Here is a 14,055-nt window from a genome sequence, read left to right as displayed (position 1 = left end):
CCGGCAACGCCGGTGCCATCCACCGCAGGCCCCCTGTGGGAGCGGGTTCACCCGCGAACACCGGCGAAGCCGGTGCCATTCACCGCGTAGCTTTCTTCGCGGGTAAACCCGCTCCCACAGGGATTTGCGGTGTTTCACACATACCAACCCAGGCAACAGGAGTGCCACCCATGCTCAAACCCCTGCTACAAGGAATCGCCCTCATGGCCGCAGCCACTACCCTCCAGGCCGCCCCCATCGACCTGATCATCGACACCGACCCCGGCGCCGACGACGTGGTCGCGCTGTTCCTGGCCATGGCCTCGCCCGACGAACTCAACATCCGCGCCATCACCACCGTGGCCGGCAACGTGCGCCTGGAAAAAACCTCGCGCAACGCCCGCCTGGCCCGCGAATGGGCTGGTCGCGAAGACATCCCCGTGTACGCTGGCGCCGCTCGCCCGCTGGTGCGCAAGCCGATCTACGCCGCCGACGTGCACGGCGAAGAAGGCCTCACCGGCATCCAGGTCCACGAACCGAAAGCGCCGCTGGCCCAGGGCAATGCCGTGCAATACCTGGTCGATACCCTTGGCGCCGCCAAACCCCACAGCATCACCATCGCCATGCTCGGCCCACAAACCAACCTGGCCCTGGCGCTGATCCAGCGCCCGGACATCGCCAAAGGCATCAAGCAGGTGGTGGTCATGGGCGGCGCCCATTTCAATGGCGGCAACATCACCCCGGCGGCGGAATTCAACCTCTATGCCGACCCGCATGCCGCCGAAGTGGTGCTGGCCAGCGGCGTGCAACTGACCTACCTGCCGCTGGACGTCACCCACAAGATGCTGACCAGCGACGCCCGGCTCAAGCAACTGGCAGCGGTCAACAACCAGGCCAGCAAATTGGTAGTGGATATCCTCAACGTCTATATCACCCACGACATGGACCTGTACGGCATGCCCGGCGGCCCGGTGCACGACGCCAGCGTCATCGCCTACCTGCTCAAGCCCGAGCTGTTCAGTGGCCGGCGCATCCACATGAGCATCGACAGCCGCGAAGGCCCCGGCTTCGGCCAGACCATTGCCGACTGGTACGGCGTGCTCAAGCAGCCTGCCAACGTTATGTGGGTGGAGGAGGGCGATGCCCAGGGCCTGTTCGACCTGCTCAGCGCCCGTTTGGCGCGATTGGAATAGCCGTGTCCGGCGCGAAGCGCTCGAACACCTGGTCGATGAAGCTGCGTGCCGCCTCGGCGCCGCGATCGCGCACCAGCAGGTCGATGGCAATCAACAGCAACTCTTCTGGTGTGCCAGGGCTGTACGCGCTCTGGCCCTCGGCCCATTTGACCTTGATATCGGCATCGATGCTGTGGCTGCTCATGAAAGGCTCTCGCTTGGGGCCCGGGACGAAGGGGCGAACACCTGACCCTGGTGTTCGATGGAGGCGGGGTGCGCTCCACTTCTTGCACTGAATCATGACTTTGCGTCAGTGACCTTGTGGCTTAAGCATATGGCAAACGCAGCGGGTTGTGCAAAATCCGGTCACGATTGCGTTTTCGCCTCTGCCGGCGAGTTCAGGCAGACTTGACCGGTTTTGCAACAAATGATGAGTGGAACTGTCGGATCAGACAGTTCCCGTACCGATTTAGGAGGCTTCATGTTCCGTACCCGTGCTTACCTGGCAACCCTGGCGGTGGCTGCTGTCCTGGCTGGTTGCAGCACTGGTGGCAGTTCTGCGGGTGGCGCTGCGCCAGCCACGCCGGCAGGCAACGATGGCCGCTGCGAAGCCAGCGGCGCCGATTTCGCCATTGGCAAGCCGGCCAGCGCCGAACTGCTGGAGCAGGCGCGCAAGGCCAGTGGCTCGCAGATGGCCCGCATTCTCAAGCCGCACGATGTGGTTACCCTGGAGTACCGCTCCGAGCGCTTGAACCTGAATGTGGACGAGCAGGGCAAGGTAGTTCGCGTCAACTGCGGTTGATACGCGGTCCTTGTGGGAGCGGCCTTGTGTCGCGAAAGGGCCGCAAAGCGGCCCCGGCAATACAGGCTGCGAAGCTGAAACCCTGGGGCCGCTTCGCGCCCCTTTCGCGACACAAGGCCGCTCCCACAAAAAAAGCCGCGCCGCCTGGGCCAGCTCCGTCGGCCCATGTAAACACCCATAAAAAAACCCGCCACAAGGGCGGGTTTTTTTACAGCTATCCGAATTACTCCGGACGAACCTGTGCAGCCTGCATGCCCTTCTGGCCGCGCTCGGCGACGAAGGAAACAGTCTGGCCTTCTTTCAGGCTCTTGAAGCCGTCGGATTCGATGGCCTTGAAGTGAACGAACAGGTCGTCGCCGCCGCCTGCTGGGGTGATGAAGCCGTAGCCTTTCTCATCATTGAACCATTTGACGGTGCCTTGTTGGCGATTGGACATGGGTGAATCTCCAGAACATTTAGTTTTTTCAGTGGTGCAATGCGGCCGAGGCTACGGAGCACGGAACACATCATAGTCTAATTCTGCGCATCTAGCGCCTTTTACCTTCGCAGGATATTGATCCATCTCAAAGAATGGCTAGCCCGCGTCGGCTTCAACGTTTCAGCTTTTCGGTGCGCAGGCTTGCTTCACCACGGTTTGCGCCTTCTGCATCAGCTTGGCGTCAACGCCATCGTTGCTGTCCAGGTCGGCGATCTCCGCATCGGTGAAATTCTTTTTGATGGCTTGGGCACCGCAATCGCAGTGCTTTTTCGCGGTCGCGGCGTCAACGCCTTGGCCGCTGGCCACCTGGGTGCACTGGGTCATGTAGGCGGCCTCCTTCCCGGCTGGGAAGTTGCCAGCGTTCGCAGCTACAGGCAGCAGCAGGGCGCCAGCGGCCGCCAGGGCCAGAAGAGACGGAACTCGCATAACCAGTTACTCCTTGGGTCAGGTCTCATCAAGAGTAGGTTGCTTCCCAAGGTCTGATAGGAATTTTTCCGCGTTAGTTCACCCAAAGGCTGTAATTTCCAAATATTTCTGCGGGCGCGCACCCTGCGTGCTAGCATGCTCGGCTTGCGGTCGCGCCGTTGCGCGCTGCAGCTATCTTTTTTCTCCCCAGTCACTCTGGTTCGTCCCTCGCAAGCCGAAAGGCTTCTGCCACTGTGAGGCAGGCTTCCTTTGCGGGAAGGCAGGTCGGATCTTGTACTGGCTCATCCCAACCCACGTGACCTTTGGTAGGGGTCACCACTAGGAGAGGAGGCGCCATGCCCGTTATTACTCTTCCCGATGGCAGTCAACGTTCGTTCGATCATGCCGTATCCGTAGCCGAAGTCGCCGCTTCCATTGGCGCCGGCCTGGCCAAGGCCACCGTGGCCGGCAAGGTCGACGGCAAACTGGTCGATGCCTGCGACCTGATCAGCAACGACGCCACCCTGCAGATCATCACCCCTAAAGATGAAGAGGGACTGGAGATCATCCGTCACTCGTGCGCCCACCTGGTCGGCCACGCGGTGAAACAGCTGTACCCGACCGCCAAGATGGTGATCGGCCCGGTCATCGACGAAGGCTTCTATTACGACATCGCCTACGAGCGCCCCTTCACCCCTGAAGACATGGCCGCCATCGAAAAGCGCATGATGGAGCTGATCGACAAGGACTACGACGTCATCAAGAAGGTGACCCCGCGCGCCGAAGTCATCGACGTGTTCAAGGCCCGTGGCGAAGACTACAAGCTGCGCCTGGTCGAAGACATGCCGGACGAGCAGGCCATGGGCCTGTACTACCACGAAGAATACGTCGACATGTGCCGTGGCCCGCACGTGCCGAACACCCGCTTCCTCAAGGCATTCAAGCTGACCAAGCTGTCCGGCGCCTACTGGCGCGGTGATGCCAAGAACGAACAGCTGCAACGCGTGTACGGCACCGCCTGGGCCGACAAGAAGCAGCTGGCTGCGTACATCCAGCGCATCGAAGAAGCCGAAAAACGCGACCACCGCAAGATCGGCAAGCAGCTCGACCTGTTCCACCTGCAGGAAGAAGCCCCGGGCATGGTGTTCTGGCACGCCAACGGCTGGACCGTGTACCAGGTACTCGAGCAGTACATGCGCCAGGTCCAGCGCGTCAACGGCTACCAGGAAATCAAGACCCCGCAGGTTGTCGACCGTATTCTCTGGGAGCGTTCCGGCCACTGGTCCAACTACGCCGAGAACATGTTCACCACTTCGTCGGAAAGCCGTGACTACGCGGTAAAACCGATGAACTGCCCGTGCCACGTGCAGGTGTTCAACCAGGGCCTGAAAAGCTACCGCGACCTGCCGCTGCGCCTGGCCGAGTTCGGTGCCTGCCACCGTAACGAGCCGTCCGGCGCCCTGCACGGCATCATGCGCGTGCGTGGCTTCGTACAGGACGACGCGCACATCTTCTGCACCGAAGAACAGGTGAAGAAAGAAGCCGCCGACTTCATCAAGCTGACCCTGGACGTGTACAAGGACTTCGGCTTCACCGACATCGCCATGAAGTTGTCGACCCGCCCGGCCAAGCGCGTGGGTTCCGAAGAACTGTGGGACCGTGCCGAAGGCGCGCTGGCCGACGCCTTGAACGAATCGGGCCTGGAGTGGGAATACCAGCCGGGCGAGGGCGCATTCTACGGCCCGAAGATCGAGTTCACCCTGCGCGACTGCCTCGGCCGTAACTGGCAGTGCGGTACCCTGCAGTACGACCCGAACCTGCCAGAACGCCTGGATGCCAGCTATATCGCCGAAGATAACAGCCGTGTTCGCCCGGTCATGCTGCACCGCGCCATCCTCGGCTCGTTCGAGCGCTTCATCGGCATGCTGATCGAGCACTACGCCGGTGTGTTCCCGGCCTGGCTGGCACCTACCCAGGCGGTGATCATGAACATCACCGACAAGCAGGCCGATTTCGCCCTCGAGGTGGAAAATACCCTGAACGGTAGCGGTTTCCGTGCCAAGTCGGACTTGAGAAATGAGAAGATCGGCTTTAAAATCCGCGAGCATACTTTGCTCAAGGTCCCGTACCTTTTGGTTATAGGGGATCGCGAAGTCGAAACACGAACCGTTGCTGTGCGTACTCGCGAAGGCGCAGACCTGGGCTCCATGCCCGTCGCCCAGTTCGCTGAGCTCCTGACACAAGCGGTTTCCCGGCGTGGACGCCAAGAATCGGAGTAATGACTATTAAGCGTGAAATGAGAAACGATAAGCGTGCTGTACCGAAGGCCCCGATCAACGAGAATATCTCGGCCCGCGAGGTTCGGTTAATTGGCGCTGATGGCGAGCAGGTTGGCATCGTCTCGATTGATGAAGCGCTTCGTATCGCTGAAGAAGCGAAGCTGGATCTGGTGGAGATCTCTGCAGACGCGGTACCGCCTGTCTGCAAGGTGATGGACTACGGCAAGCACCTCTTCGAGAAGAAGAAGCAGGCCAACGAAGCCAAGAAGAACCAGAAGCAGATCCAGATCAAAGAAATCAAGTTTCGTCCAGGGACGGAAGAAGGGGATTACCAGGTAAAACTACGCAACCTGGTACGTTTCCTTACCGATGGGGACAAGGCCAAGATCTCTCTGAGATTCCGCGGCCGTGAGATGGCCCACCAGGAGCTGGGCATGGAGCTGTTGAAGCGGGTCGAAGCCGACCTCGCCGAATACGGCTCCGTTGAGCAGCATCCGAAGATGGAAGGACGCCAGCTTATGATGGTCATCGCCCCCAAAAAGAAGAAGTAATCTCCCGGGCACGGCAGGCCTGATGATTATTGTGTAATTTTTATCGAATGCGGAGTTCCAACATGCCAAAAATGAAAACCAAGAGCGGTGCTGCGAAGCGCTTCCTGAAGACCGCTTCCGGCTTCAAGCACAAGCACGCTTTCAAGAGCCACATCCTGACCAAAATGTCGACCAAGCGTAAGCGTCAACTGCGCGGTGCCAGCCTGCTGCACCCGTCTGACGTGGCAAAAGTCGAGCGCATGCTGCGCGTACGTTAATTCTGGTTTAGATAGAGGAAGTTACTCATGGCTCGTGTTAAGCGTGGCGTCATCGCTCGTAAGCGTCACAAGAAAATTCTGAAACTGGCTAAAGGCTACTACGGTGCACGCTCGCGCGTATTCCGCGTTGCCAAGCAGGCTGTCATCAAGGCTGGTCAATATGCCTACCGTGACCGTCGTCAGAAGAAGCGTCAGTTCCGCGCACTGTGGATCGCTCGTATCAACGCCGGTGCCCGCACCAACGGTCTGTCCTACAGCCGTCTGATTGCTGGCCTGAAAAAGGCTTCGATCGAAATCGACCGTAAGGTTCTGGCCGATCTGGCAGTGAACGAAAAAGCGGCGTTTGCTGCGATTGTCGAGAAAGCTAAAGCCGTTCTGGCTTAAGTACCCGCGACAATCACCCGGCGGCGCTAGCGCCGTCGGGCATTGAACGTCATCGATAGGGGAAGAGCCTTCAAAGCTCTTCCCCTATTTTCGTATCTGGAGTCTGTACATGGAAAACCTGGATGCGTTGGTCTCCCAAGCCCTAGAGGCCGTGGAGCGCGCTGAAGACATCAATACCCTGGAACAGATCCGGGTTAACTATCTCGGCAAGAAAGGCGAGCTGACCCAGGTGATGAAGACCCTGGGCAACCTGCCAGCCGAAGAGCGGCCGAAAGTCGGCGCGCTGATCAACGACGCCAAAGAGCGCGTCACCGTTGTGCTCAATGCCCGCAAGGCCGCCTTCGAAGAAGCAGAGCTCAGCGCTCGCCTGGCTGCCGAATGCATTGACGTCACCCTGCCAGGCCGCGGCCAGGCCACCGGTGGCCTGCACCCGATCACCCGTACACTCGAGCGCATCGAGCAGTTCTTCACCCACATCGGCTACGGCATTGCCGAAGGCCCAGAGGTGGAAGACGACTACCACAACTTCGAAGCGCTCAACATCCCCGGCCACCACCCGGCCCGGGCGATGCACGACACCTTCTACTTCAATGCCAACATGCTGCTGCGCACCCACACCTCGCCGGTGCAGGTGCGGACCATGGAGTCCAGCCAGCCGCCAATCCGCATTGTCTGCCCGGGCCGCGTGTACCGCTGCGACTCGGATATCACTCACTCGCCGATGTTCCACCAGGTCGAAGGCCTGCTGATCGACCGCGATATCAACTTCGCCGACCTCAAGGGCACCATCGAAGAATTCCTGCGCGTGTTCTTCGAAAAAGAACTGGCGGTACGTTTCCGCCCATCGTTCTTCCCCTTCACCGAGCCGTCCGCCGAAGTCGACATCCAGTGCGTGATGTGTTCCGGCAAAGGCTGCCGCGTGTGCAAGCAGACCGGCTGGCTGGAAGTGATGGGCTGCGGCATGGTGCACCCGAACGTGCTGCGCATGTCCGGCATCGACCCTGAAGAGTTCCAGGGCTTCGCCTTCGGCATGGGCGCCGAGCGCCTGGCCATGCTGCGCTACGGCGTCAACGATTTGCGTCTGTTCTTCGATAACGACCTGCGGTTCCTTGCCCAATTCCGCTAGGCCCAATCGACGCACATTCTAGGAGAACAGCATGAAATTCAGTGAACAGTGGCTGCGCGGTTGGGTAAACCCGCAAGTCTCCCGTGACGAACTGGTCGCCCGCCTGTCCATGGCCGGCCTCGAAGTCGACAGCGTTACCCCCGCTGCCGGCCAGTTCAGCGGCATCGTCGTGGGCGAAATCCTCGCCACCGAACAACACCCGGACGCCGACAAGCTGCGCGTGTGCCAGGTAAGCAACGGCCAGGAAACCTTCCAGGTCGTGTGCGGCGCCCCTAACGCCCGCCCAGGCATCAAGATTCCGTTCGCCATGATCGGCGCCGAACTGCCAGGCGACTTCAAGATCAAGAAGGCCAAGCTGCGCGGCGTCGAGTCCTTCGGCATGCTGTGCTCGGCTGCCGAGCTGCAAATCAGCGAAGAGAACGACGGCCTGCTGGAACTGGCTGCCGACGCCCCGGTTGGCGAAGACATTCGCCAGTACCTGAGCCTGGACGACGCCAGCATCGAAATCGGCCTCACCCCCAACCGCGGCGACTGCCTGTCCATCGCAGGCCTGGCCCGCGACGTCAGCGCCCTGTACGACACCCCGGTCACCCGCCCGATAGTGCCAGCCGTACCGGCTGCCCACGACGAAGTGCGCCCGGTCGAAGTCAGCGCCCCGGCTGCCTGCCCACGCTACCTGGGCCGCGTCATCCGCAACGTCGACCTGAGCAAGCCGACCCCACTGTGGATGGTCGAGCGCCTGCGCCGCAGCGACGTGCGCAGCATCGACGCCGCCGTCGACATCACCAACTACGTGATGCTCGAACTCGGCCAGCCGATGCACGCCTTCGACCTGGCAGAAATCAACGGCGGCATCCGCGTACGCATGGCTGAAGAGGGCGAGAAGCTCGTTCTGCTCGACGGCCAGGAAGTGGCCCTGCGCGCCGACACCCTGGTCATCGCCGACCACACCCGCGCCCTGGCCATCGCCGGCGTCATGGGTGGCGAGCACAGCGGTGTGAACACCGAAAAAACCCGCGACCTGTTCCTGGAAAGCGCCTTCTTCGAGCCGATTTCCGTTGCCGGTAAAGCCCGTTCCTACGGCCTGCACACCGACGCCTCGCACCGCTACGAGCGCGGCGTGGACTCGCAGCTGGCCCGCGAAGCCATGGAGCGCGCCACCCAGTTGCTGCTGGACATCGTCGGCGGCGAAGCCGGCCCGGTGGTCGAAGCCGTCAGTGAACAGCACCTGCCGCAAGTGGCCCCGGTCACCCTGCGCGCCGAACGCATCACCCAGATGCTCGGCATGGAAATGGACCCAGCCCAGGTCGAGCAGCTGCTCAACGCCTTGGAGCTGACCACCACCAGGGGTGGCGGCTCCGAAGGTGTGGCGCAGTGGACGGTCAACGTGCCGAGCCACCGCTTCGACATCAGCCTGGAAGTGGACTTGATCGAAGAGCTGGCCCGCCTGTACGGCTACAACAACCTGCCGGTTCGCTACCCGCAAGCCCGCCTGGCGCCGAAAGGCAAGCCAGAAACCCGCGGTGACCTGCCGACCCTGCGCCGCCTGCTGGTTGCCCGCGGCTACCAGGAAGCCATCACCTACAGCTTCATCGACCCGAAACTGTTCGAACTGTTCAGCCCGGGCGTAGAGCCGCTGCTGCTGGCCAACCCGATCTCCAGCGACATGGCCGCCATGCGCGCGTCCCTGTGGCCAGGCCTGGTCAAGGCACTGCAGCACAACCTGAACCGCCAGCAAGACCGCGTACGCCTGTTCGAAAGCGGCCTGCGCTTCGTCGGCCAGCTCGGCGACCTGCAGCAGCAGCCAATGATCGCCGGCGTCGTCACCGGCAGCCGCCTGCCAGAAGGTTGGGCCAACGGCCGCGACGGCATCGACTTCTTCGACGTCAAAGCCGACGTGGAAGCCCTGCTGGGCTACTCCGGCGCCCTGAGCGACTTCACCTTCAGCGCCGGCAAGCACCCAGCCCTGCACCCAGGCCAGACCGCCGCCATCGAGCGTGACGGCAAGCTGGTCGGCTACCTCGGCGCCATCCACCCAGAGCTGGCCAAGGCCCTGGATCTGGACCGCCCGGTGTTCCTGTTCGAGCTGGTGCTGGGTGATGTGGTCGAAGGCCGCCTGCCGAAATTCAGCGAGCTGTCCAAGTTCCCGGAAACCCGTCGTGACCTGGCTTTGATCGCAGGACGTGATGTAGCTTCTAGCGCGGTGCTTGAAGTAATTCGTGACAATGCAGGTGAATGGCTTACAGACCTCAGGCTGTTTGACGTCTACCAAGGTAAAGGCATTGATCCAGATAGAAAAAGCCTTGCCGTTGGCTTGACCTGGCAGCATCCATCGCGCACTCTTAACGACGATGAGGTGAACACTACCCTGCAAAACATCCTCACCTCGCTCGAACAAAGGTTGAACACCACGTTAAGGAAATAACGGCATGGGTGCTCTGACGAAAGCTGAGATGGCCGAAAGGCTGTACGAGGAGCTGGGGCTTAACAAGCGTGAGGCCAAGGAGCTGGTCGAGCTGTTTTTTGAAGAAATTCGGCACGCACTTGAAGAGAACGAGCAGGTCAAGCTGTCCGGTTTCGGCAACTTCGACCTTCGCGACAAACGCCAGCGGCCGGGCCGCAACCCCAAGACAGGGGAAGAAATCCCGATCACCGCACGGCGCGTCGTCACCTTTCGTCCAGGGCAGAAGTTGAAGGCCCGGGTTGAGGCCTATGCTGGAACCAAGCCATAACGACGAACTGCCCCCCATACCGGGCAAAAGGTACTTCACCATTGGTGAGGTGAGTGAGCTTTGTGCGGTAAAACCGCACGTGCTGCGGTATTGGGAGCAGGAGTTCGATCAGCTCAATCCCGTGAAGCGGCGGGGGAACCGGCGGTATTATCAGCGGCAGGATGTGCTGATGATTCGCCAGATTCGTGCGCTGCTTTATGACCAGGGGTTCACTATTGGCGGGGCTCGGTTGAGGCTCTCCAGTGATGAGGCCAAGGATGAGTCGAGCCAGTACAAGCAGCTGATTCGGCAGATGATTGTCGAGTTGGAGGATGTGTTGGTGGTGTTGAAGAAGTGAACTGGTTTGCTGGTGAATGGAAAATTTTTTGAGAAAAAGCTTTCATTTATCAGGAGGTTAGGGTAAATTCTTCAACGTTCTCGGTAGGATTGAGAACATGCTTCAAAGCCCAGTCGGGGCGTAGCGCAGCCCGGTAGCGCACTTGCATGGGGTGCAAGGGGTCGAGTGTTCGAATCACTCCGTCCCGACCAAAAATCCCTAAAAAATCCAGTCACTTAGCGGTGACTGGATTTTTTTATGATCATCAGATATTTCAACGCTCAGAAAAATACCCCTACTTATACCCCTACCGTAGAAAGCGCCTGAATTGCTCTGCGGCGGTCTCTATCAGCCAGCCGAGCCGGCGTGTGGTCTGTGCCGTGGAAGTGGTCTTGATGCGCGTTTTCAACCGAGGGTGCCCGGATAGGGTTCGAATCTCTACGCTTCCGCCACTATTTTTCATTAAAGCCCTGATTTTTCGGGGCTTTTTTGTGTCTAAGTACTTTTGGTCCCCCATATGGTCCCCCATTTTTCGTTCGGATGCCTCTGGTCTTCTGTAGATTGTGGTGGACGTGCAGCGCTCATTGGCTGCTCTCCAAGCGGGTGTACCTATCATTAACGAAAGCAACGTAGTGGCGTCCATGCTGCTGGCTTTGCACCAGATCAGGTCTTCACCTATGGCAGCTAACAGTCGAAGTGGATGCTTCCACCACAGAGCTGAGCTTACTGCCTTGCTCATACTCGAAAGCGCGTTAGAAAATCCTGCACGTGAAGGAATGCAAGGTACATTTTCACATGTCCATGCATTCAGGTGCCTAAGTCCTGTGGATGGATGAGTTTTCCATAGGGTCGGACCTCACGCGATAGTAACTACTTGGGAGGCTTTGAATTGCAGCAAGCAGGTTCGCCCGTTTCGGTCATGCTTTTAGCTCACGACGATGTTTTGCCGCCATATGCCGATGGCGTTGTATTGACAGAGGTCACCGCTAAACCCCTCACATTGGACGACTGGTTCAAGTATCAAAAAGATGAGCCTCTATCGGTAGAAATCACTGGGCGTGTCGACGTGGGAAGCAACACTTCTAAGCCTGGTGTAACTCCGGTGGGCACTTGGATCAGCAGAAGCCTGCAGATTGACCCATCGATCAAGAACGAGAGCATTTGTTTAGTTGATGGTGGCTGGCTGCCATTGATCTATTGCTTGGCTGGCACCAATATTTTCGTAGACAAGAATGTTGTGGCCGAAATTAAGGCGCGGTTCGAAGGGGGTAAGATCAAGCCAGGTGCGGCTTCTGGTAAGGACTTTCTCGATTTGCTGGTTGAGCAACCTTGTAGCAGCTCGCTCAACCCCCTGCCTTACGGGCTTGAGGGCAATATACAGGGCCTCCCGGATGTCGATCTCGTGCATGAGCAGCTTCGGGTTGCTCTAGCTGACCTTGCGGATTCCATCCCTCACGTCAAGGTATGGCCGAAGTCTTACGAGCGAGAGGAAACTCAAGCCACTCTCAATAGCTACCACCCCTACTTTTCTAAGGGTATGGAATTCTTACAAAAGGTCGGACCATCCCTGATGGCGACCACTGGACGATCGAAGCGCCGTGCTGCATGGCAAAAGCTAATCCAGGCTGCGAGGGACACAGGCATTTCACCTCAGCACATTAGCGTTACAATGGCGCTTAGCGCCCTGACAGCTTCGCAGAACTTCAACCCATTTCACATTGAATGTTCATTTTCTCACAAGTGAAGTTGTTGAGGTTTATCCGGGTGGGCAAGGAGGGGTGGGGAGATGGTTAATGCTGCAGACCAGCACCTTTGCGGACGGCGCATCGCACTTGAATGCTGCTAAGCTGACGGTGGAGTTTGTGAGGGAGAGCGATGCGTGGAGAATTTCTCACTTTCAAACTGAGAACTTATTTGGTCGTCCCACGCAGTCGTGGAACTCTGATGTTGCATTGCCGGTGCCGAAGGGCTAGTGGGTTATATAGTTAAATCAAAGGGTGCAGATAGAAGCGTTAATTGGTCATGGCCAACATTTTTATAGTCGGGTAGTTTTCTCGGAAGTATGCGGTCTGAGGTTTTGCAATGAGGATACTATGCTGCCCTGTGCTCCAATATAGTGGGCTCATTTACTGCATGCTTTTCCGGGTGTGCCGAAAGGAGGTCTTTATTTTTAGGTCATTCACATCGTGCGGGTATGAATGACCTTTTTTATACCGGCCCAGCCCCGCCTCACTAAAACTCCCTCGCTTCATCTCTTATATAGAATTCTTGCGGAAGGTTCAGCTCAATGAGCATCACCGTGGCATTAGCTGGCCGCAGCCCACAGCGCCGCAACGGTCGGCAGCGCTGTCGCTGAAGGGCTCGGTAGAGCAGTTTTCATTTACCAACGGCGTTGCTGTCGATGTCCCGGCTGATAGCGTCGCTGGAAAGGGTTGCAGCAGGTTCAGAAGCAGATTTCGCGATGCTCGATCAGCCATTCACGCAAAGTGGTCGGTTTGCGTCCTATGGTCCGCTCGACGAAATCATTCAGCGCCCAGACGACTTCGTTGTCCCTTTCGTACGAGAAAAAGTCCCAGATCACGTTTAGCGTCGGCTCGCCCATGAAGGCGTAGGTGTTGAAAAAACCTTCTCGCGAACTGTCATAGGCCACGGACTCGCCGATGACTTCACCCAGCAGGTCGGCGACTTCATGAAAGCGCTTGAGGTCATGGCCATTGTTCATGGTATGGAATTGGCCAATGTGGCGGTGATTGTCGGACAAGAAAAGCCGACCAATGACCTCCACAATGTCCCGTGGGTCGATCCAGGGAATGAGCCGTTCAGGCCAGACCAGTGTACGTTCGCGCTTCACGCTTGTGCCGAGGCCGAGCCGCATGAAGTTGTCCATGAAAGTGGCGCCACTGTTTACATAGGTCACCGGCAGGCCGCTGTGGTCAAGGATGCGCTTGGCTATGGCGATATCGCAGTCACCATAATGATGCTGTCTGAACAGTGGTGGAATCCGGCGGGTATTGGCTTCGGGCTGTTGCCCCATGAAGCGGATCATATGAACCAATGTGCCGGAGGCTTTGCACGCTTGCACCAGGTTGTCCATCGCAAGTGTTTCGTCCAGTCGGGAGGGGGTAATGACGAAGATGCCCTCCATGCCGTCGACCGCCCGGGTCAGGCTGGCAAGGTCCGTGTAGTCCGCGACAACCACCTCCGCGAGGGGAAACTGTGCTTGCAAGGATTCGACCTTATCCTGGTGACGGCTGGCCAGTCGTAAATGGACCGAAGGGGCTTCGCGGCCCAGGAACGTGGCGAGGGGGCCGCCGATATGGTCGCTGGCGCCGAAGATGAGGATGCTTCTAGGAATTGGCTTGTTGTTCGCTTGCTGGAACGCAGTCATGGATAGCGCCTCTCTTATTTTCTGTGGTGTCCGACTTTTTGATGATCGTTTTAATGTGACGCTTGGTAGAAGCGGCCGAACGTCTCGTACCGTCTGCAGTTATCTGACAGCCGCAAATCGTTACGTTTGCGGCCTCATTGCTGAGTGACGAAGCAATGCGATCAGCACAGCGGTATGGTGGGCAGG

Annotated in this window: 15 protein-coding genes, 1 tRNA gene and 1 pseudogene; 13 read left to right on the top strand and 4 right to left on the bottom strand. The window is 58.8% G+C overall.

The genetic code is table 11. From position 1 onward, the window contains the following. Positions 1 to 170 precede the first annotated feature (170 nt). Positions 171 to 1,172 carry a nucleoside hydrolase gene (locus JV551A3_RS19410; protein ID WP_133971208.1) on the top strand — a complete coding sequence of 334 codons (1,002 nt, stop codon included), beginning with the start codon at positions 171 to 173 and terminating at the stop codon, positions 1,170 to 1,172. Here JV551A3_RS19410 and JV551A3_RS19405 read toward each other — a convergent pair. Continuing rightward, positions 1,144 to 1,356 carry a hypothetical protein gene (locus JV551A3_RS19405; RefSeq protein ID WP_133971210.1) on the bottom strand — a complete coding sequence of 71 codons (213 nt, stop codon included), beginning with the start codon at positions 1,354 to 1,356 and terminating at the stop codon, positions 1,144 to 1,146. The genes JV551A3_RS19410 and JV551A3_RS19405 overlap by 29 nt on opposite strands. A 276-nt stretch (positions 1,357 to 1,632) precedes the next feature. On the opposite strand from JV551A3_RS19405, the gene JV551A3_RS19400 reads away from it, so the two are divergent. Continuing rightward, the gene (locus JV551A3_RS19400; RefSeq protein WP_133971212.1) at positions 1,633 to 1,953 is read left to right on the top strand and encodes an I78 family peptidase inhibitor; all 321 of its coding nucleotides are present in this window, start codon (positions 1,633 to 1,635) and stop codon (positions 1,951 to 1,953) included. Between the two features lie 223 nt (positions 1,954 to 2,176). On the opposite strand, the gene JV551A3_RS19395 is transcribed toward JV551A3_RS19400, so the two are convergent. Both JV551A3_RS19395 and JV551A3_RS19390 read right to left on the bottom strand, forming a co-directional pair. Continuing rightward, a complete protein-coding gene (locus JV551A3_RS19395; RefSeq protein WP_003250656.1) occupies positions 2,177 to 2,389 on the bottom strand; it encodes a cold-shock protein in 213 nt (70 codons plus the stop codon). 162 nt (positions 2,390 to 2,551) lie between these two features. After that, positions 2,552 to 2,857, bottom strand: coding sequence for a hypothetical protein (locus JV551A3_RS19390; protein ID WP_112252430.1), 306 nt, complete (start codon positions 2,855 to 2,857; stop codon positions 2,552 to 2,554). A 335-nt stretch (positions 2,858 to 3,192) separates the two neighbouring features. Here JV551A3_RS19390 and thrS point away from each other — a divergent pair, with 335 nt between their 5' ends. The 11 genes and pseudogenes from thrS to JV551A3_RS19335 form a co-directional block, all read left to right on the top strand. Beyond that, positions 3,193 to 5,115: a threonine--tRNA ligase gene (gene thrS / locus JV551A3_RS19385; protein ID WP_085622146.1), complete on the top strand. Its 1,923-nt coding sequence runs from the start codon at positions 3,193 to 3,195 to the stop codon at positions 5,113 to 5,115. Next, positions 5,115 to 5,666 carry a translation initiation factor IF-3 gene (infC, locus tag JV551A3_RS19380; RefSeq protein WP_177328455.1) on the top strand — a complete coding sequence of 184 codons (552 nt, stop codon included), beginning with the start codon at positions 5,115 to 5,117 and terminating at the stop codon, positions 5,664 to 5,666. The genes thrS and infC overlap by 1 nt, the downstream gene beginning before the upstream one ends. Positions 5,667 to 5,728: 62 nt before the next feature. After that, positions 5,729 to 5,923: a 50S ribosomal protein L35 gene (gene rpmI / locus JV551A3_RS19375; RefSeq protein ID WP_003250667.1), complete on the top strand. Its 195-nt coding sequence runs from the start codon at positions 5,729 to 5,731 to the stop codon at positions 5,921 to 5,923. 27 nt (positions 5,924 to 5,950) lie between these two features. Next, complete coding sequence (gene rplT, locus JV551A3_RS19370; RefSeq protein WP_003250671.1) at positions 5,951 to 6,307, top strand: 50S ribosomal protein L20; 357 nt, start codon at positions 5,951 to 5,953, stop codon at positions 6,305 to 6,307. Positions 6,308 to 6,416: 109 nt separating this feature from the next. Beyond that, a complete protein-coding gene (pheS, locus tag JV551A3_RS19365) occupies positions 6,417 to 7,433 on the top strand; it encodes a phenylalanine--tRNA ligase subunit alpha (protein WP_112252431.1) in 1,017 nt (338 codons plus the stop codon). 31 nt (positions 7,434 to 7,464) lie between these two features. After that, positions 7,465 to 9,858: a phenylalanine--tRNA ligase subunit beta gene (gene pheT, locus JV551A3_RS19360; RefSeq protein ID WP_133971214.1), complete on the top strand. Its 2,394-nt coding sequence runs from the start codon at positions 7,465 to 7,467 to the stop codon at positions 9,856 to 9,858. Between the two features lie 4 nt (positions 9,859 to 9,862). Continuing rightward, positions 9,863 to 10,165, top strand: a complete 303-nt coding sequence (ihfA, locus tag JV551A3_RS19355; protein WP_003250679.1) for an integration host factor subunit alpha — start codon at positions 9,863 to 9,865, stop codon at positions 10,163 to 10,165. Next, the gene (locus tag JV551A3_RS19350) at positions 10,146 to 10,502 is read left to right on the top strand and encodes a MerR family transcriptional regulator (protein ID WP_003250681.1); all 357 of its coding nucleotides are present in this window, start codon (positions 10,146 to 10,148) and stop codon (positions 10,500 to 10,502) included. Before ihfA ends, JV551A3_RS19350 begins: the two co-directional genes overlap by 20 nt. Before the next feature lie 114 nt (positions 10,503 to 10,616). Next, positions 10,617 to 10,693: transfer RNA gene (locus JV551A3_RS19345), tRNA-Pro, on the top strand. 677 nt (positions 10,694 to 11,370) lie between these two features. Then, positions 11,371 to 12,225, top strand: a complete 855-nt coding sequence (locus JV551A3_RS19340) for a hypothetical protein (RefSeq protein WP_133971216.1) — start codon at positions 11,371 to 11,373, stop codon at positions 12,223 to 12,225. Then, a pseudogene (locus JV551A3_RS19335) lies at positions 12,179 to 12,454 on the top strand (nuclear transport factor 2 family protein); the annotation flags it as partial. The gene JV551A3_RS19340 and the pseudogene JV551A3_RS19335, both read left to right, overlap by 47 nt. Positions 12,455 to 12,924: 470 nt before the next feature. Here the strand turns inward: JV551A3_RS19335 and JV551A3_RS19330 are convergent. Continuing rightward, a complete protein-coding gene (locus JV551A3_RS19330; protein WP_133971220.1) occupies positions 12,925 to 13,869 on the bottom strand; it encodes an NmrA family NAD(P)-binding protein in 945 nt (314 codons plus the stop codon). Between the last annotated feature and the right edge of the window lie 186 nt (positions 13,870 to 14,055).

This window comes from Pseudomonas inefficax, from assembly GCF_900277125.1.
In the GTDB taxonomy this organism is placed as follows: domain Bacteria; phylum Pseudomonadota; class Gammaproteobacteria; order Pseudomonadales; family Pseudomonadaceae; genus Aquipseudomonas; species Aquipseudomonas inefficax.
This window is presented reverse-complemented; position numbering and strand designations above follow the sequence as displayed.